The sequence below is a fragment of the Corynebacterium ulceribovis DSM 45146 genome, from assembly GCF_000372445.1.
Taxonomy (GTDB): Bacteria; Actinomycetota; Actinomycetes; order Mycobacteriales; family Mycobacteriaceae; genus Corynebacterium; species Corynebacterium ulceribovis.
Genome location: NZ_AQUY01000003.1, coordinates 189,308 through 208,839 on the forward strand (window position 1 = coordinate 189,308; position 19,532 = coordinate 208,839).

11 protein-coding genes, 1 tRNA gene and 1 pseudogene are annotated in these 19,532 nt (G+C 59.3%); 8 read left to right on the forward strand and 5 right to left on the reverse strand.

The features are described from left to right. The first annotated feature begins 41 nt into the window (after positions 1-41). From A3EC_RS12580 to A3EC_RS0109435, 4 genes are all read left to right on the forward strand, one after another. Complete coding sequence (locus A3EC_RS12580; RefSeq protein ID WP_018024936.1) at positions 42-3,092, forward strand: (Fe-S)-binding protein; 3,051 nt, start codon at positions 42-44, stop codon at positions 3,090-3,092. A 290-nt stretch (positions 3,093-3,382) separates the two neighbouring features. Then, positions 3,383-3,742 (forward strand): hypothetical protein, encoded by a 360-nt coding sequence (locus A3EC_RS0109425; protein ID WP_018024937.1) that lies wholly within the window; start codon positions 3,383-3,385, stop codon positions 3,740-3,742. 87 nt (positions 3,743-3,829) lie between these two features. After that, positions 3,830-5,104, forward strand: a complete 1,275-nt coding sequence (locus A3EC_RS0109430; RefSeq protein WP_018024938.1) for a pyridoxal phosphate-dependent aminotransferase — start codon at positions 3,830-3,832, stop codon at positions 5,102-5,104. A 109-nt stretch (positions 5,105-5,213) separates the two neighbouring features. Next, positions 5,214-6,542, forward strand: coding sequence for a YibE/F family protein (locus tag A3EC_RS0109435; protein ID WP_018024939.1), 1,329 nt, complete (start codon positions 5,214-5,216; stop codon positions 6,540-6,542). A gap of 82 nt (positions 6,543-6,624) precedes the next feature. Here A3EC_RS0109435 and A3EC_RS0109440 read toward each other — a convergent pair whose 3' ends face one another. Both A3EC_RS0109440 and dcd read right to left on the reverse strand, forming a co-directional pair. Continuing rightward, positions 6,625-9,747: a SpaA isopeptide-forming pilin-related protein gene (locus A3EC_RS0109440; RefSeq protein WP_156812918.1), complete on the reverse strand. Its 3,123-nt coding sequence runs from the start codon at positions 9,745-9,747 to the stop codon at positions 6,625-6,627. A gap of 370 nt (positions 9,748-10,117) precedes the next feature. Beyond that, positions 10,118-10,690 (reverse strand): dCTP deaminase, encoded by a 573-nt coding sequence (dcd, locus tag A3EC_RS0109445; protein ID WP_026162380.1) that lies wholly within the window; start codon positions 10,688-10,690, stop codon positions 10,118-10,120. Between the two features lie 72 nt (positions 10,691-10,762). Here dcd and A3EC_RS0109450 point away from each other — a divergent pair. Continuing rightward, positions 10,763-10,833, forward strand: a tRNA-Gly gene (locus tag A3EC_RS0109450). Between the two features lie 42 nt (positions 10,834-10,875). Here the strand turns inward: A3EC_RS0109450 and A3EC_RS0109455 are convergent. Together A3EC_RS0109455 and A3EC_RS0109460 are read right to left on the reverse strand one after the other, a co-directional pair. Then, a complete protein-coding gene (locus A3EC_RS0109455) occupies positions 10,876-12,315 on the reverse strand; it encodes a DHA2 family efflux MFS transporter permease subunit (protein WP_156812919.1) in 1,440 nt (479 codons plus the stop codon). A gap of 5 nt (positions 12,316-12,320) precedes the next feature. After that, positions 12,321-14,021 carry a VanW family protein gene (locus tag A3EC_RS0109460; RefSeq protein WP_018024943.1) on the reverse strand — a complete coding sequence of 567 codons (1,701 nt, stop codon included), beginning with the start codon at positions 14,019-14,021 and terminating at the stop codon, positions 12,321-12,323. 107 nt (positions 14,022-14,128) lie between these two features. Between A3EC_RS0109460 and A3EC_RS0109465 the strand changes: the two genes are divergently transcribed. The 3 genes and pseudogenes from A3EC_RS0109465 to A3EC_RS13185 form a co-directional block, all read left to right on the forward strand. Then, the gene (locus A3EC_RS0109465; RefSeq protein ID WP_018024944.1) at positions 14,129-14,605 is read left to right on the forward strand and encodes a universal stress protein; all 477 of its coding nucleotides are present in this window, start codon (positions 14,129-14,131) and stop codon (positions 14,603-14,605) included. An 11-nt stretch (positions 14,606-14,616) separates the two neighbouring features. Then, positions 14,617-14,811: a DUF2613 domain-containing protein gene (locus A3EC_RS0109470; protein ID WP_018024945.1), complete on the forward strand. Its 195-nt coding sequence runs from the start codon at positions 14,617-14,619 to the stop codon at positions 14,809-14,811. A gap of 6 nt (positions 14,812-14,817) precedes the next feature. Next, positions 14,818-16,782, forward strand: a pseudogene (locus A3EC_RS13185) (alpha-(1->3)-arabinofuranosyltransferase domain-containing protein); the annotation flags it as partial. A gap of 1,457 nt (positions 16,783-18,239) precedes the next feature. Here the strand turns inward: A3EC_RS13185 and A3EC_RS12795 are convergent. Continuing rightward, entirely contained in the window at positions 18,240-19,421 is a 1,182-nt protein-coding gene (locus tag A3EC_RS12795; protein ID WP_169331407.1) for an acyltransferase family protein, read from the reverse strand. Positions 19,422-19,532 lie beyond the last annotated feature (111 nt).

Below are 19,532 nucleotides of genomic sequence, written 5' to 3' on the forward strand. Positions count from 1 at the left end.
TGCAAAGGTTGTGCGGAACTACCCCAGATATAAGGAATGTCATGAGCGCGCTAACTCTTGCCGCCGATACCGTCAACGGCCAGGTGACTAGCAATAGTTTCACCATCACCGTCGGCGTTATTGGTGTGCTGCTGTCACTTCCCTGCTGGTTCATCTTTATTAAGGGCTTCGTCTACATGGTGAAGACCGTCATGATGGGCCAGAAAACCTACGGGCACACCGGCCAATGGGGCGCCCGCATCTGGACCACCATCCGTGAGATTGTCGGCCACACGAAAATGGCGAAAAAACCAGGCGTGGCCATCGCCCACTGGTTCGTCATGGTCGGATTCCTGCTCGGCTCCTTGGTGTGGTTCGAGGCCTACATTCAAACGTTCTGGCCAGCCGGCGGTTGGCCAATCCTCAAGGACCTCACAGCCTGGCACTTCATCGACGAAATCCTTGGCCTGGGCACCACCCTGGGCATCCTGGCACTGATCATCATCCGCCAGACCAACCTGGGCAAAAAGCGCCTGTCCCGCTTCTATGGTTCCAACGCCAAGGCCGCCTACTTTGTTGAAGCGGTCGTCCTCATTGAGGGCCTTGGCATGATGCTGGTGAAGGCTGCGAAGCTGGCCACCTACGGCGACCACGGCAAAACCGGCCTGGACGTCTGGACGTGGGCGAACTTCGCCACCGGCGGCATCGCGCAGATCCTGCCAGCTTCCGCTACCTTGGTGTCCCTCTTTGCACTGGTCAAGCTACTCTCCGGCATGATTTGGCTGTACGTCGTTGGCCGGAACCTCTCATGGGGCGTCGCATGGCACCGCTTCTTGGCGTTCGCCAATATTCTGCTGCGCCGCAACGCCGACGGTTTCAACGCTCTCGGCGCCGCCAAGCCAATGACCTCCAACGGCGAAATCCTCGACCTTGAGGAAGCCGACGAGGACGAAGTCATGGGCGCCGGCACCATCAAGGACTTTTCCTGGAAGGGCATGCTGGACTTCACCTCGTGCACCGAGTGTGGCCGCTGCCAGGAGCAGTGCCCAGCGTGGAACACCGAGAAGCCACTGTCACCAAAGCTGCTGGTCAATGCCCTGCGAGACCAAGCGCTGCGTTCTGCACCGTACCTGCTCAAGGGCGATTCGGAAGCAGAAGTTCCGAACCTTCCGCTGGTTAGCCAGGACATCATTGAGCCGGATGTGCTGTGGGCGTGCACCAACTGTGGTGCGTGTGTGGAGCAGTGCCCAGTCGACATTGAGCACATTGACCACATCATTGATATGCGCCGCTACCAGGTGCTGGTCGAGTCCGACTTCCCTACCGAGCTGAGCGGTCTGTTCCAGAACCTGGAGACCAAGGGCAACCCGTGGGGCCAGAACCAGTCGGTGCGTGCCGATTGGATTAATGAGGTCCGCGCCGACGGCATTGAAGTGCCGGTGTGGGGCGAGGACGTCGACAGCTTCGACAACACCGAGTACCTGTTCTGGGTCGGTTGTGCCGGTGCGTACGACGACAATGCGAAGAAAACCACGAAGGCGGTTGCGGAGCTGCTGCACACTGCTGGCGTGAAGTGGGCGACCCTGTCGACCGGCGAGACTTGTACTGGTGATTCGGCTCGCCGCGCCGGTAATGAGTTCCTCTTCCAGATGTTGGCGGAGCAGAACATTGAGACCTTGGATGAGGTTTTCGAGGGTGTGCCACCGAAGCAGCGCAAGATTGTTGTGACCTGTGCGCATTGCTTCAACACCTTCAAGAATGAGTACCCAGAGCTGGGCGGCACCTATGAGGTTGTGCACCATACGCAGCTGCTGAATAAGTTGGTTCGCGAGAACCGTCTGCAGCCGATTTCTGGTAGCACCACGGGCCGTTCCGTGACGTACCACGATCCGTGTTTCTTGGGTCGCCACAATAAGGTCTTCGAGGCGCCACGTGAATTGGTTGCCGCGGGCGGTAGTAATTACGTCGAAATGCAGCGCAGTAAGGACACTGGATTCTGTTGTGGTGCTGGTGGTGCGCGCATGTGGATGGAAGAAACCATCGGCGAGCGCATTAACCTGAACCGCACGAAGGAAGCGCTGGCAACCGGCGCGGAGACCATCGCGGTGGCGTGTCCGTTCTGTAAGACCATGATGAATGATGGCGTCGCGAAGCTGTCGCAGGATGACGACAAGTCGGTGGACGTCGTTGACGTGGCGCAGATGTTCCGCGATTCCGTGCTTATTGACGGTCACCTGCCGGAGCCTCGAGAGAAGGAATTCCTCGTGGCGCCGGAGCGTGGCTGGGTGGATGTTGAAAAGCAGCGGGCTGCTGAGGAAGCCGCTCGAAAGGAAGCGGAAGAGGCTGAGCGTAAGGAAGCTGAGCGGGCTGCCAAGGCTGCTGCGGCGAAGGAAGCGAAGGCCGCTGAAGCTGCCGCACCTGCTTCCCAAGCAGGCGGTGCACCAACTCCAGGTGGTGCTCCGAAACCGGGTGGTGCGCCTACTCCAGGTGGCGCACCAAAGGCCGGCGCTCCAACCCCTGGCGGCGCTCCAAAGCCAGGCGCTCCTGCTCCAGGCGGCGCTCCGAAGGCCGGCGCCCAAACCCCAGGTGGCGCTCCGAAGCCGGGTGCTCCTGCCCCAGGTGGCGCTCCGAAGCCGGGCGGTGCTCCGAAGGCTGCTGCTCCAGCTCCTGGCGGCGCACCGAAGCCTGGCGCCCCTGCCCCAGGCGGCGCTCCTAAGCCTGCTGCTGCAACCGCGCCAAAGGCGGAAGAATCCGAGGCTCCAACCGCGGATGTTTCGGAAGCCCCAGCACAGGAAGCTCCGGCAACGCCAGCGCCAAAGGCCACGGGCGCTCCGATCCCTGGTCGCGCCCCGGCACCTGGCGGCGCCCGTCCGGGTGCGGCCGCTCCTAAGCCTGCTGCGGCGGCCCCAACGCCGAAGCCAGCTGAGGAACCAACCGAGTCCGCACCGACTGAAGCAGCAGAACCAGCACAACCAGCCGCACCGACTGAACCAGCCGCACCGGCACAACCAGCTGACTCCCCAGCGCCTTCCGCTGAGCAGCCAGCTCCACGGAAGCCGGGCGCACCGCTGCCTCCAGGCATGAATAAGGCACCTCGCCCAGGTCAGAGCTAGTCCGCTCCGGCCACACCGCCGCCAGCCTCGTCACATGATTCGAGGCTGGCGGTCTTTTAGTGCGCTCCCGCCATCTACCAACTCGCCCTGCCGTCCCGCGCCGCCGCCGGTCTCGTTTCGGCATCATCTGCGCCCGCAGCCCCTCCCTCTGCAGATTTGCTAACTACACTGGAACACATATCTCCGCGGGGCTCACCGTCCACCGGAGTACATCTGCCCGTGTTGTCGGTTCCTAGAAAGGCTTGCGCGTCGTGACCGAACCCCATTCCCCCAAAAGTTCGACGCCACCCATGGAGCCAACCACACCGGAGGTCGACGACCGACCAACGGCGGTGCTGCCAGTTGCCTCCGATCGGACCGGCGATCAGCCAACTGCGCTGCAGATGAAAGATAAAGACAAGGAGCTTGGTGACGTTCACCAAGCCACTGACGGTTCCGCCGACGGCACTTCCACCCCAGACTCTGACGAATCCCGGACCGCCACTCAGAAACCCCGGAAGCGTCGCACCCGAACTGAGAAACCCTCTGGGTTCGGCTGGCGTTCGCAGTTGATTGTGATGGCGGTTATTTACGTTGTTGCCATCGTTCTTGGCGTGCTTCTTGGCCTGTGGCTGACTAATTCGATGGATACGATTCCGGGCGTGAATTAGTCTCACCCCCGTTTTCCTGTACTTTTTCGGCCGCTTTTGCCCAGCATTGGCGTTTGCGTGTGCCCAAGGTGGCATACTCGAGGTGTTATGAATAGTTCACAGCAGCCTCGCCGTCGCCGCGTGCATCCGCCGCGTAACCACAATCTGCGTCCGTTGGATCAGTCGGACAAGCTGAAGAATGTCTTGTATGACATCCGTGGTCCAGTGGCGTCGCTCGCCCAGGAGATGGAGAATGACGGCCACCGCATTCTCATGCTGAACACGGGCAATCCGGCGAAGTTTGGCTTCGATGCTCCGGACACCATTGTCCAGGACATGATTCGTGCGTTGCCGCATGCGCAGGGCTATTCAGAGTCGAAGGGTATTCAGGCCGCGCGCCGCGCCATTGTGACGCACTACGAAACAATGGACGGTTTCCCTTACTTCGACATTGATGACGTGTACTTGGGCAATGGTGTCTCGGAGCTCATCTCGATGACGACCCAGGCGCTGCTCAACGAGGGCAATGAGGTGCTTATCCCAGCGCCCGACTACCCGCTATGGACTGCGGCCACGACACTAGCTGGCGGAAAGGCTGTCCATTATGACTGTGTCGAAGAGGACGATTGGCAGCCGTCGATTGAGGACATTAAGTCAAAGATCACGCCAAATACGCGCGCCATCGTGGTGATCAACCCGAATAACCCAACCGGTGCGGTGTATTCGCGCGAACTGCTCCAGCAGATCGTTGATATTGCGCGCGAGCATTCGTTGCTCATTTTCTCGGACGAAATTTACGACAAGATTCTGTATGACGATGCGGTTCACATCCCAATCGCTTCGCTTGCCCCCGATCTCCTCGTCGTCACCTTCAACGGCCTATCAAAGGCGTACCGCGTGGCCGGTTATCGTTCCGGTTGGATGATTCTGACTGGTCCGAAGCGCCATGCAACCGGGTTTATTGAGGGTATTGATTTGCTCGCATCAACCCGCCTGTGCCCGAATGTGCCGGCACAACACGCGATTCAGGTGGCGCTCGGCGGCTACCAGTCGATTGAAGACCTCGTTTTGCCCGGCGGCCGACTGCGACGTCAACGCGACACTGCCTATGAGATGTTGTCCAAGATCCCTGGGGTATCCGTCGTCAAGCCAATGGGTGCGCTGTACCAGTTCCCGCGCCTCGACCCGGAAGTTCATGAAATCCACGACGACCAGCAGTTGATGCTGGACTTGCTCCGCGAGGAAAAGATTTTGATGGTGCAGGGCACGGGTTTTAACTACAAGACCCCGGATCATTTCCGCATTGTGACGTTGCCGTGGCCATCGCAGCTGGAGGAAGCTATCGAACGACTCGGCAACTTCCTGTCGCACTACAAGCAGTAGTTTTCCTACCACTACATGCAGGCTTCGCCGACCCACCGCTTCCATTTCAACCCATTGAACTTTTCCAGTAGGTTGAAGGTTGCATTCAAGCAACTGTGGAAGGCAAAACATGGGTCGGCATTCGCTACACGCTTCCGGAAACTCCAATTCTCGTCGCGCCCGCACCTCGAGCGGTGCTCACAGGTCCCGTAGTGACCGCAACGCCACTGGGCGTAATGCCGCTACCCGCAACGCCACTGGCCGCGACATCGGCGCCCAGTTCAACAGCCTGACTGCACCCCGCAAAACCCTCATTGTCGGACTTGCCGCCGCGCTACTTTTCACCCTCATCGGCGCGCTACTGTTGTGGCCATCGGGCCCAGCCCCAGAGCCTGCCGCCGGTTTCCGCGAATCCCAACATATCGCCGCGAACACCGTCACCGGCACGGTCATCGAAGCTGATGACGGGCCGTGCGGGTCAGCTGAAGTCGGCCGCGTTTTCGACACCTCCCCCACGTTCCCCGAGGGCTCCCATAAGTGCCACCGCGCGCTCATCAAGCTGACCTCCGGCGACGAATCCGGCCGCTACACCCTCATTGAGACCTCCGGCCAACCGGGCGAGCCGACCCTCGCCAGCGGCGACCGCGTCACCTTGGCGGTACATGACGGCCCACACTTCACGTTCGTCGACATGGATCGCACCATCCCGATCTGGATTTGGATTGTTGTCACCGTCGCCCTCATCGCACTGGTCGGCGCGAAACGCGGCCTCCTCGCCCTCGTCGGCCTAGCCATCACACTGCTAACCGTTGCAGTGTTCCTCGTGCCAGGGCTGCTACGTTCCGGCGACCCGGTATGGCTGGCGGTGGTCACGGGCGCGCTCGTCATGTTCCCCGTCATCTTCCTCGTCCATGGCGTCAACTGGAAATCTGCATCGTCGCTGGGCGGCACGCTCATCACATTGGTGCTTTCCGCAGGCCTCGCCCAGGTCGCCATCGCCACAACACAGCTACGCGGCCTATCCGACGAATCGAACCTGCTGCTGCAGCTCTATTTGCCTTCCGTCAGCGTCACTGGTCTGCTTCTTGCCGGGTTCATTGTGGGCGCCCTCGGCGTACTTAATGACGTCACCATTGCGCAGGCCTCCACCGTGCAGGAGCTTTATGACGCCAACCCCACGCTCAAACCGTGGCGCGTCTTTAAATCTGCCATGCATGTGGGCCAGGACCATATTGCCTCGATGGTGTACACCTTGGTGCTGGCGTATTTGGGTGCGGCGTTGCCTATGTCGATGCTGCTGGCGGTCGCGGATCGCCCGGTTTTGGGCATCATCTCTTCGGATCTGGTGGCGGTCGAGCTGATGCGCTCGGCTGTCGGTGCGTTGGCGCTGACCGCTGCGGTGCCCATTACAACAGCAATTGCCGCGTGGACGGTGCAGTCCACGCGGCAATCGAAGTGATTCAGTTATTTGATTGTGGCGCTACCTTCGGTGCTGGTCAGCACCCCTCGCCTTCGGTTAATTCACCACGCCTTCGCCTCATCTAGGCCAGCTTTCGCCGCAGACCCATCGCCGCACCGATGAGCATCATGGCGCTGAGCAAGAAACCAGCTAGACCTGGGCCGCCTGTGCGCGGCAGATTGCCAACTTCGTAGTTCGCTAGGGTAATAACCGCTTTCTGCCCGTTTTCAACTTTGATGTATTCCACGTCAGCGGGAACCGTATTGTTATCGTCCAAGATCTTGACTTCAGTCAAGTATCCGCCCTGTCCGTCGGGAATGAGTTTGCCATTTTCGCGCTTATAGTCGATATTGATTCGAATTGGCTTCGGCAGCAGTTGATACCCCGGCGCAGACTTCGTCTCTACGATGTAGTAGTCGCCTGCAGGCAATTCCGCAATGCTGTACATCTGCGATGCCGAGTCGAACGCCAATTTCTGTTCAACTTCTTCACCACGAGATCCGTCCGGTAAGCCCTTAAAGAGTGTGAACTCTGCCGTTGAGATAGCTTCATCTACCATTCGACCATCTTTGAAGCCAACCTTTTTGAGCGAAAACCCAACTGGCTCAAGTTGTTTGTTGATTACTTCGCACACCACAGGACCCTTCATGTCGACTTTCACCGCAAAGCCGCTTTCGGAATTGGGATCCTCGGCCAACAACGCTTGCGGTTCGCCCCAACGGGTGCATTTTGCACGCTTACCGTCTTGGAGCTCCAGTGCATACCCAGGTTGCTGGACCTCTTCAACTGTAACCTTTGCATGAGGCGGGTTATTCAGATCAATCGTTTGGTTAGGTTCCTTCAGCTTGTAGTGCCACATTGCATTACCAGACGGGTCTGTGATCTGAGTTACAACGCTGTCATTCTCCATCGCCCCGTCGTAAGCATTGGCCTTAAAAGTCCAACCAGCTCCGTCAACCAAATCGCCGTCGATCAGCCGAATCTTCTTTTTGACGATTAGTTTGCTCTCACAGTCTTTGAGCACTCGGTCAGCGAGGTTCTTAGCCAAATCGGCGTAGCTGTCCACTTTGAACCAGTCTTCGTTCAGAGTCGGTCCGGAAACGGAGGACAGCAAGTCTAATCTCGGGACAGTCTTATACACTGCTTCCGGCTTGTAGTAGCGGTAATCGCCAACGGTGACTGCACCGGGACGATCCGTCGAGTCGCTGGCTTTTCCCCAAAAACCAGAGTTTTTCTTGTTGTCTGGAATCCAAGTCGCCGTGGAACCTGTTTGTCGGTATATGGCTGAGTCATAAAGAACGTCAACTTCAGGCCCCAAGAATGTGAGATTGACACCGATGGTCTCCACTCGAGTGCCCTGGTCCTTGAGGGCGTTTGCCGCAATAATCGCTTTATTGATATCTCGAAAATGGGTTACTCTGCCAGGATCACCCGCATAATCGCCGAAATAAGTGCCAGATGCCCACTCACTACGCCAACCATTAACTGCAGTTGGCTCGCCGTCAGTGACAAGGTAAACGGTGTCATACTCCTTGTCCTTCACTCTTTTCAGGGCGCCTTCCCAGTTCGTGCCGCCTTCCCAGCTTCCAGAGTTCAGCGTCATGGCTTTAATTTTCTGGGTTAGAGTCTCCGCATTGTTTGGATCCTGGAGATCTAAAGCGTCTGACTCGTTGTCCTTGTTATCGCCACGCGGCGCATCGGACGCAAAGTTGTAGATTCCGAGTTCAGTTGGCGTACCTGTAAGACGCTTGACAATCTCTTCACCAGCATCCTTGGTGTTTTGCAGACCGTTTACTCCGTCGCGTTCGATGGAGTTTGACAAGTCGAAGATCAATGCGATCTTCTGCCCACACTTCTTTTTGGTAGGGGGGTTCGGGAGCGCGTCCTCAAAACCATCAGTATTCGGCGGTAGAGCCTTGATCGGGTTACCGCAAGCGCTGACGCGGTGTTCAGTTCCATAGTAGTAGAGATCTGTGGAGTTGATGCCATAGATCCGAATGCGAATCGTATCACCCGCTTCAACCGCAACTCCATCAGGCAGCACAAATTCTAGATTATTCCCCGAGCGCGCCCATTTGATTTCTCCGGCATTAAACTCTCGTTTAATTCCTCCTTGAGAATTCAAGTGTCTGCCATTGACCGTAATACTTGATGAAGGCCACACATTGTGGTTTTCGTCAACATTCAACGTCAGCTTCTTAATGGTGCCATCATCGACCGGCGTGAACTCAATATGCTCACGCGAACCGTAGTAGTCGCTGTACCAATACACTAGGCTGGACCCTTCGAAAGAATCGCACTGCCCAACATCGGGGAGAGGCTGCTGGCGGTCAACTACATAAGCAGCAGTCGGATAAGCATACGCCCAGTAACCGTTGTATCCGCTCGAAATCTCATGGTAACCACCGGCAACAAATTTGGAGTCAAAACGTAGGTTCTGGCCCGTGCGTACAAGCACTGGTTCCGCCAAAATGATTTCAATTCTGTATGCATCCACAATTTTGATCGTGGCAGTCGTAGGAGCCTGCACACCATTTAGAGTCACCTTGACGGCGTATTCATATCCTTGGGATCCGTTGTGTGTGCGAAGGTACTGGCGGTCTGGAGTTGTAAATTCTAACTGGAAGCGCTTCAGATTCAGGTCACGTGTTGGAGTAACGCGAAAGTACCAGTTATACATGTCAGTAAACTCTTCCCGCCACTCGTTCCAAGCTAGGGTAACCATTTGCTCATTCGCGGCAGCCGGGGTAGCCGCAATGGAGAATGCAGAGCGGGCTGTTGTGGCCTTGGGCTGCTCAGCAAGTGTCGGACACTTCTCTGCAAGAACTCCCGGATTCTCGGAGTCGTAGTTTTCAATGCACCACTGTTCAGGGTCCTCCTCGTAAGTCCCACCCGTCGCAGGCTTAGCAGTGGAAGGCTCTGTTGCTGGACTTTTAGCATCAGGCTCCGGCAGATCGGCAAGATCACCAGTATTAACCTCTGCAGGATCAGCAAACCCATCCGTATCAATCGCTGGGTCCGCAACGTCAGAAACCCCAGGGATGTCAACCTCGTCTTGGGCTTGTGCGGCAGGAACGTTCACACCGACGGCCAACGCAAAGACCATCAAAACGGAACCAAAAATGGCCATGAGCCGAACTAGATAGCTTTGGTAAAGCCCAGTCCCTACCCGAGTCGTCGTCGCTGATTCAGCAGACAGCAGCACGATGAATCCTTTCGCTGCGAAGCTAAAACTACAGCGGGTGCGACTCCCTTTCAGAAGCTGAGAGCTTAGCCCGCAACACTTAATTTGATCACAGTATCGCACACTTAGGAAGCAACTTCTAATTCTCTACACTTATTTTGATCACACTTTTGAAAATCTCACGACCTCTTTCAAGGAAGTCAGAAAAGATTCCCATCGCAGCAGGTCACGGACATGCGGATGCGTCAAAGTGCGGCACGTCAAGATGCAATCCGTGCCCAATTTCAGGTGAGATACAGCAATGTATCTACACAACGGCACCCCAATAGCCAGAAAACACTCAGCTCTCGGCATGAACCAAGTGTGTATCTACTCAGGAAGCAACCACGGACTAGCGAAAGTTCAAATACGCCTTCGACGGGGTTGGGCCACGCTGCCCTTGATACTTTGATCCCAAGGCACCTGAGCCATACGGAACCTCCGCAGGAGAGGTCATTCGGAACAGTGCCAATTGCCCCACCTTCATCCCCGGCCACAGTGCAATCGGCAAATTGGCCACATTGGAAAGCTCAAGGGTGATGTGGCCGGTGAACCCTGGGTCGATAAAACCTGCAGTGGAATGCGTCAATAAGCCCAAACGCCCCAGGGAGGACTTACCCTCCAGGCGGCCGGCCAGGTGTGGCGGAATAGCGAAGGACTCCAACGTGGAGGCCAGCACAAACTCGCCAGGGTGCAAGATGAAGGGCTCGCCGTCGGTGACCTCGGTCAGGGTGGTCAGTTCATCCTGCGGCAACTTCGGATCGATGTGCGTGTAAATCGAATTGTTGAAAACACGGAAGAACTTATCCAGCCGCACGTCAATAGACGACGGCTGAATCATCTCCGGGTCAAACGGCTCGACACCCAAATGGTCCGAACCAGTTGCGTTGACAGCGGCACGAATATCACGATCTGAAAGAAGCACGACCACAAGGTTACCCCGTTGCAAGTTCCGCCGGGCCGAGTGCTACTGTGGGGACTTAGCAAAAGCGCAATTGCCGGTGTAGTTCAATGGTAGAACTCCTGCTTCCCAAGCAGGCGGCGCGGGTTCGATTCCCGTCACCGGCTCAAATTTTTTGGCCCACAGCGTGCCAATCCAGCTTCGGGCAATCAATCCAGCTTTATGGTCCGCTTCACTCGCGTCGCCAAGCCCACAACGCCCAGCGCAATCACCGCGCCGACCACGAAAGCAACCCGGTAGCCGCTCATCACCTGGGCGTCGGACGCAACAGCGCCACCGGCCACGCCGCCACCGACAATCACGCTCGTCGCCACCACACCGACCGCCACATACAGCGCGGTACCAACACCGCCGAAGACCTGCTGCAACGTACTGACAATCGCCGAACCGTCCGCGTAACGCGACATCGGCAGCTCGCCCAAACCCCAGCTGAACAGCGGGGTGAACAAGAAGCCCAGCCCGATTTCCACCAGTACGTGGCAGAAAATGATCTCCCACAGCGGCATGTCCAACCCGAGCCGCCACGCCAACCCGGCGATCCCCAGGAACACCAGCGTCGCACCGGAAATCACCAGCGCCCGCGGCCCGTACTTGTCGTACACGCGGCCCACACTCGGCCCCATCAACCCCATAATCAGCGCGCCCGGCATCAATGACAGTCCAATGGTGCGCACGTCGTAGCCCATCAGCGCCATCGACAGGGGCAGCAAAATAATCAGACCAAACATGGACACCATGCCCGCCGAGAGCACCATGGTCGACAGCCGGAAACTCCGCGTTCGGAAACACCGCAGATCCAGCAGCGCCTGCTCCGCGTGCCCCAACCGCAACTGCCGCCGCACAAACCACACCAGCGCAGCCACACCCAGCACCAGTGCCACAGCCAACTGCCACACCTTCGGCTGCCCCACCAAGCTCAACGCGTAAATCAGCCCGCCGAATCCCACAGCAGACAGCACCACCGACAGCACGTCAATGCGCTTGTCGCTGCGCTGGCCCACGTCCGGAATCAGCAGCGCCCCCGCAACCAGCACCAGCACGGAAATCGGCACCATTGTCCAAAACAGCATGTGCCACTGGTTATTGAACATCGCCAAGATCTGCCCCGACGCCGCCGGACCAATCGCCGGCGCCACCGCGATCACCAGCGTCAGGTTGCCCATCATCTGGCCACGTTCGTGCTCTGGCACCAGCCGCAGCACTGTCGTCATCAGCAGCGGCATCATAATCGCCGTGCCGCACGCCTGAATCGCCCGGCCTAACACGACAAACACAAACGCCGGTGCCACCGCACCAATCAAGGTGCCTGCAACGAACAACCCCATCGCGCCGATGAACATCTGCCGAGTCGAGAACCGGTCAATAAGGAACCCGGAAATCGGAATGACCACGGACATCGTCAACATGAATGCGGTGGTCAGCCACTGTGCCGTCGCCGAAGTGATCTGCAGGTCATCTTTGATCACCGGGATGGCCACCGACATGATGGTTTCATTCAAAATCGCCGCGAATGCGGCGGCCAACAGGATATAAATCGCAAGGTTCCGGGTGCCTCGAGGCAGGTCCGGCGTTGTAAAACTCTCGTCCATCACCACTACTTACAAACCACAATTGGGTTCGGGTCGTACACTGTCGTCTGCGTTTCGCGGGATAGCTCCGCGCCGTTCAAGTCTTTCACCACTCGGGTGTCCGTCACGGTGAAGCCCCGGCCGCCGCCCGATGGCGAACAGTTCTCGTCGGTCACTTCCATCCGCTGCGGGTCGGTGTAGTTCGTCCGTGGCCCCGGAATCGACTGCACATCAACGGTTTTCACACCTTTCAGCCGCACGGTCACCTGCGAGCTGTCGGCAGTGGCCTGGATATACACCGGATACTTGCTCGTATTCTTAAACTGCAGGTCAATGGCCCCTTCGAAGACGGTTGCTTCCCGCCCGGCTGGGTACCGGCTGATGTAATAACTGTGCGGGGTGTGCGCCACGTCTTCCATCCCGGCGAAGTATGCAGCGTTGTACAGCGTCGTTGCGAACTGGCTGATGCCACCACCGACAGCCTTGTCCGCCCGGCCATTGAGGATAATCCCCGATTCGACAAAGCCTTGGGCAGTGCCGCGTGGCCCGGTGTGCCCGTTCAGGCTGAAGGTATCGCCTGGGGCGACCACCGCTCCGTCAACAAGCGCAGCGGTACGACGAATGTTTTCCCCGGACGGCCCGGAAAATCCGCCAGTGGTGAACTCGCCGACGGTGTCGTCAAAGGTCGCGGCCTCGGCGTCCTTGGTGGTGAAGGTGGCTTTATCGTCCTTGTACTGCATCTCCACGCGCGCGGCTTTGTCGCTTCCCGCGCCCTCGGTGAGCAACTCCTCCACGTCCTTCAGCGACTTCTTCCACTCAATCAGTTCACCGTCTTGGCTCGGCGTCACCGTTTTCGCGCCCCCAGCCAGGGAAATCTGCGCGTTTTGCTTCTTCTTTTCGGTGTCCTTTAGTTGCGGCGCCAACACTGCTTGGAGCTTTTTGACGTCCGCTTTCGGCGTTAATTTATTGCCATCCGCCTCAAACTTCAGCACCGCATCCATGTCCTGCGCAGGAATAGTCGCAGTGACGTCTTTCCGGCCCACAAACTGCAGTGGGTGCTGCTGATGCTTCTTCACCACACCAGACATAATGTCTTCGGCCGCATCCTGTTTCACCTCAGGTTCCAGCACCTCTACCGGCAGGTCGAGACGGGCATCGTCTTGCAGCCACTGCTCCGACAGCATCTCCAGCACCGTGTCGTGGTTGACGGTCTGCCCGTCAGCAGCATCGGTGACCTTCGGCTGGCCTTTCTTGTCGTAGGCCACGGCAGCGTTGACCGGTGGGATGGTCAAGTCCTGCTGAATGCGGGTCACTTCCGTGTTCAGCTTCGCGGAGTCAATGTCAGAGACCACGCCGACTTCCCGAGTGGTGAAAAAGGAGCCGATCCGCACCAGGGGGTTCAGTGGTTGTTCCCCAGCGGCGGCGATTGTTTTATCCCAATCCAACGTCAAACCGGCGGCCTGCGGGGTCACTTCGGTGGTTTTCTCCCCCGCGGTCAAGGTGACCGGTTCGTTCAGTTTGTCTTCGAGTCGTCCACGTAGTCGGTTCTTCGCTTCCTGTTCGTTCAGGCCACCGATTTCAATTCCGGCGACGGTGACGCCGCGGGGAACGGTATTTTTGGAGAAGAACAGATCGACGGCGTAAGCGAGCCCCGCCAGCAGCACAATGGCGAGCAGAGTCAACGCAATAGCTCGGCCGCCGGAGCGGCGTGGTTCTGCATAGTTCACAGCAGATACACTAACCCCCAAATGGTGCAAAACACTAGCTAGAACGCGTTTTGTAACAATAGAGTTAAGAGGGAACGTTCCCTGTAACAGAGTGTGAGAAGGCCACGATGACTACCGAAAAAAGCATGCTGATTGCCTACGACGGCTCCGCGGAAGCACAGCGGGCGCTGGAGTACGCCGCGCATTACTTGTCCTGCGAAAAGGCTTACATCATTACGGCCTGGGAACCACTGCACCGCCAAACGGTGAACGCGGCTGGCGGCCCAGCGGCAATGGTGCAGGTTAATTGGGGTGATGTCACCCCGGATGATGACGATCCTGCCTACACCGAAGCCCTCGAGGTAGCCAAGGGCGGTGCCGATTTCGCAAAAAACCTTGGTTTTGTTGTGGAACCTTTCCTAGTTGAGTCCTCAACTACGGTATGGTCAGCCATTGTTGACGCTGCCAACGAGCTTGATGCTGACATCATCGTCAGCGGCACTCGCGGCACCACCGGCCTCCGCGGACTCCTGCAGTCTTCGGTCGCCGACGCGGTGCTCAAGCACGCTGGTCGGCCGGTCTTCATTGTTCCGCCAAAGAAATAAGGAGGCACATTTTGCCTTACGAATCTGATTCCGAACCACGCCGCACCCTCGGCCCGGCGCTCGCATCCGCACTGGTCGGCGGGCTCCTCGGTGTCGGCGTAGTGTTCGCCATCGCGGAAATCGCCAAGGATAGCGAGCTGCCGGAAGCACAAGCTGTGTCCACTGAAGACGCCATCATGGGCGGCGTGGAGTACGGCACCCGCTAAGTTGCGGTGAAAGTTTCCGCCTCACCACGCCCCCGCCCCCACCTCGGTCGCGGTCGTCTGCCCCGGCTTGCCCCGTGGTGGCTACTGCTGACGCTGCTCGCGTTCATCCAGTCGCCCGGCCGCACCGCAGCCGACACCAAACTCGACCTCGTTGCCGACCCGTGGGGATTCCTGACCCAGGCCACTCGCGTCTTCACCGACGTCTTCCCCCTCGGTCAGCTCCAAAACCAGGCCTACGGCTACCTGTGGCCCCATGGCCTCTTCTTCGCCGTCCTGAGCCCCCTGCCCGACTGGTTTGTTCAGCGCGCGTGGTGGGCGCTGCTGCTGTGCCTCGCCTTCACCGGGATGCACCGCCTCCTGGCAGCACTACGCATCGGCTCCCCAGAATCCCGCATCCTCGCGGGCCTGCTGTACGCACTTTCCCCACGCATCATCGCCACCATCGGCGCCATCTCTTCCGAAGCGTGGACTTTTGCGTTAGCCCCCTGGGTGTTAGTTCCACTCCTTTCCGCGCTTAATGACGATCACCGCCACCGATCCGTCTTTCTGCCCACGCTGACCTCAGTTATGGCTGTCTGGTGCCTCGGCGCCGTCAACGCGGCTGCGACTCTGGCGGCACTGGTGCCAGCTGGTTTGTGGCTGCTGCTGCAAATTGTGAATGGCCCGCAACGTCAACAAGCCCTCAAGGTCGCTGGGTTATGGGGCGTTGGGGTGAGTGCGGTGAGTGTGTGGTGGATTGTGCCGCTGCTGATTCTGGGGCGCTACTCGCCGCCGTTTATCGAGTTCATTGAGTCTGCGGAAACGACGACGCGGTGGCTGAATCTGACCGAGATGCTGCGCGGCGCGACAAGTTGGACACCGTTCGTATCGACGGAGCGACTGGCCGGACATGAACTGACCACCGACCCGGTGCTGATTATGGTGACGGTTGCGCTGGCGGCGGTGGGGCTGGCCGGTCTGGTACTGCTTCGGCGCGCAGGCCGATTCTGGGTGCTATTGCTGCTGCTCGGCGTGCTGGTGATGGGCGCAGGCAATGCAAGTTTCGCACCGTTTTCCGACGCAGTGAAAGCGCTTTTTGACGGTTCATTGTCGCCGTTTCGGAATGTGCATAAGTTCTCGCATCTGGTGTGGATGCCGCTGATGGTGGGGCTGGCGCATGCCTGCCGGAATCTGCCGTTTCGGGCTGGTGCAGGAACATGGGCGCATCCGGAGAAGCGGCCAGCGGTGGCCGTTGCCATGTTGATGGTGGTGCTGACGGTGTCGGCGACCTCGCTGGGTTGGTCGGGGCGGCTGGCACCGGAGGGCACATACCGGCAGGTACCGGAGTATTGGCAGCAGGCAGCGGACTGGCTCGGCGATGCGCACGCCCAAGTGCCCGACGCCGGTCGGACGCTAGTGGTGCCGGATGCCCCGTCTGCGGAGCAAACGTGGGGGCTGACGCGGGATGAGCCGCTGCAGGCCCTCGGGGATGTGCCATGGGTGGTGCGCGATGCGGTGCCGTTGGTGCCGCCGGAAGCGATTCGCGGGCTCGATGGGCTGATGGGGCAGCTCGATTATGGGTCGGATGTGCCGGCGCTGGCGCAGACATTGCGGGCGCAAGGTATCGGCTTTGTGCTGGTCCGGCGTGATTTGACGGAGTCAGAGCGCACTGGTTCGGCGAAAACGATGGCGACAACGCTGCGGATGTCAGATGAGATTTCTGCGGCAGCGTCCTTCGGGAAAGTGGAGATTTTCCGGGTCGGCGACGGTGCCGCGCCTGCGTCGGTGGTGTCGGCGGCGGATGTGTTGCCGGTCGCTGGCGGGCCGGAGGTACTGCCGGTGCTGGATGCGATTGATGGTGCCGCGGCGCCGCGTACGTTGGCTGCGCCCGGCGCGGACTCGGAGCTGTTGACAGTGACGGATACTCCGTCTCGGCGCAGCCGCAACTATGGCGAGGTCCGCGGCGCAAACTCCGATGTGCTCGCCCCGGGCGATGACACTGGGGTGCCGAATCGGCTGCCGGATTACCCAGTCGCAGGTCCTGCGCTGACCGAAGTGGTCGAAGCAGGTGGCCGGGTGCGCGTGTCCTCCTCCGTCTCGGATGCCTACGCCTTTGGCGGCTCGGTGCCCGGCCGGTCGGTCAATGCGTTGGTGGATCGGCGCACGGACACTGAGTGGCGACCGAAGCTGGGTTCGGGGCGCGGCGAGAAAATCACCTTTGAGCTGCCCGATGGTGTGGAAGCTGCGCGCGCGAAAATCACTGCGGGCACGAGCGCGCAGCACTTACAGATCACGGGCCGCGGGAGCCATCGTCCGGCGGCCAGCACAGAGCGCACGGTAATGCGGCGCGCAACTGCGGACATCACGATCCCTGGTGGCAGCGCCAACGTGGTGACCATCACGCTGCTCGGCACCTTTGACCAGCCCGGTTTGGCAGAAGTGTCACTGTTCGACCGCGCAGGCAAGGACATCACTCCCACTCGCCTCATTACCGTGCCCGATGCGACTGGGTCTGCGGAAGCGGGTAAGTCCGCGACTAATCCCGCTCGCTGGGTGTTCACCCGCTCGGATCGCCTGATGCAGCGCGCGTTCACAGTGCATCAGCCCACGTCAGTGCGGGTTCGCAGTTCCGCGTGCGGCGAGTATGTGCATGGCACCGTTGGCCTGGATATTCGGATTCGCACCGGCGGTTTCGGCAGCGCCGATGAGCAGATTCACTGGGTCCGGAACTGCGATGAGCAGGTGAAGCTCCCAGCTGGCCAAGTAGTAGTGGAGACCACCGCCTGGTGGTTGGAGTTAGCTACTGACACGTGGCTTGCCCATACTGCTGCGCCTTCGGCGACTCCGCTGCCGCTCGATCGTCAGGCGACGGGCAATCACTTGTCGGGCACCATCGCGCCGGCCGATCATGCTCGCATTGTAGTGTTGCCGCAGGCCCGCTACGACTTCCGCACAGCTCGCATCACCACAAGTGGCCCCACCACTGAGTCCGACAGTGACCACACCACTGAGCTCGTCCCGACCACGCTCAACGGATGGCAGCAGACATGGCTCCTGCCTGCAGGAACCGGCGGCGACCTGACCATTGACACCACTGTCGGCACCACCTACCGCTGGGCCCTCGCCCTAGGCCTAGCCCTAGCTGCGCTGTTAGCCGTGTTGTGGTTGGCGTTAAAGATTGTTGCTTATCGACGACAACCTCCCGCGCCTGCCGAACCCGAAGCCACTACCCCACTGGCGTTGCCAAGTCCCGTACTGCTCACGGCTGGCGCTGTGACATTGGGGCTCGTCGCTGGGTGGCCGGGTCTGCTCATTACAGCCGTGGCGACCGCCGCAGGTATCACGCTGCATCGCTTCTTGGGCGGCACTCAGCTCGTCGCCGCTGCAAGCGCTGGTGCCTTCCTGATAGCGGGTGCCTTGCTCGCCCGCGATCCGTGGCCAACCAGCAACTATGCCGGATTCGACTGGCCAACCGAGCTTTTCGCAGCCCTCGCTGTCGCTTTGCTGCTGGTAGCGGCGCCGCCACGGCTACGAATCCACGCACCCATTCGCTTCCGAGCCGGCTCTTCCACCAGCGCAAAGGACGCTGCCGCCACTGGGATAGACAGCGCCGCCGTCGCAACGAACACAACCAACGTGTCCCACAAGCTCGAGGAAAACATTGGCACGCCCAACAGTGGAAACACCACAGACAGCACCGCCACGTGCCACAAGAAAATGCCATAAGACCAGCGGCCCAACATCTGCATCACCGGATGTTCCAGCCACCGGGACTGCGGCGCCAACGCGTAGGGCGCAATAATCCCCGCAGCAAACAACATGCCGCACAGGGTCCGCGCCGCGAAGTGACCATCAGGCGCTCGAACGAGACCCTCCGGGCCGATCATCGCGGCAGCAACCAGCCCCGCCAGCGCGATGGTGAACCATAGAAAACGCCATCGGCCTAAACGTCGCAAAGCCCTAAACTGCTGCGGACCTGCCGATTCAATTTCTGCCAACACCATGCCCACGGCAAACCAACTGAAAAACGCGGGCGGCAAAATATGCGGATTCAAGCCCTCGGGAAGCGGCAACGGCAGGAACGCCCACCCCAGGCTGGCGGCGGCGACAGCGGAAATCGTCGCGATGCGGGCACCGATCCCCACAATCGGGGACAGCGCCCACGCAATCAGCGGCATCGCCAAGTAAAAGGACACCTCCACCGACAAACTCCACAGGTGGGTCAGACCGCCGGAGAGGACATCGGGGACATAGACCTGCAGCAGGAACAGGTTCGCGAGCCAGGCCTTCGCATCGGTGCCGAAAGCGACCGGAAAAAACAGCAGCACCACACCGACACACACCCAATACGCAGGCATAATGCGTGCGACACGCTTGAGGTAATACGTCTGAGCCATCGCCCAGCCCTGCCACCGGCCGTGGGAACGCCACAGCAAAAACCCAGACAGTGCGAAAAATACCGCCACGAAAAAGTCGAAGCGGCCAAGCACACGCTGAAACAGGCCGCCGACATCCTCACCGGTTTGAAAGGCGACGTGTGTCACAATAATGCCCACCGACGCAATCGCGCGTAACCCCTCGAGCGCAGGCAAAAAGCCGCGATGAGACGGGCGTGGTGATGGGTCTGACACATCGGCTCCTGAGCGACGAACTTGTAAATGACGGACTGAAGTTTCATAAAACACTACCGCCAGTAGGATTACTTGTTAGTTTTTCCTACAAAGCCTTTGCACATTTTTAGA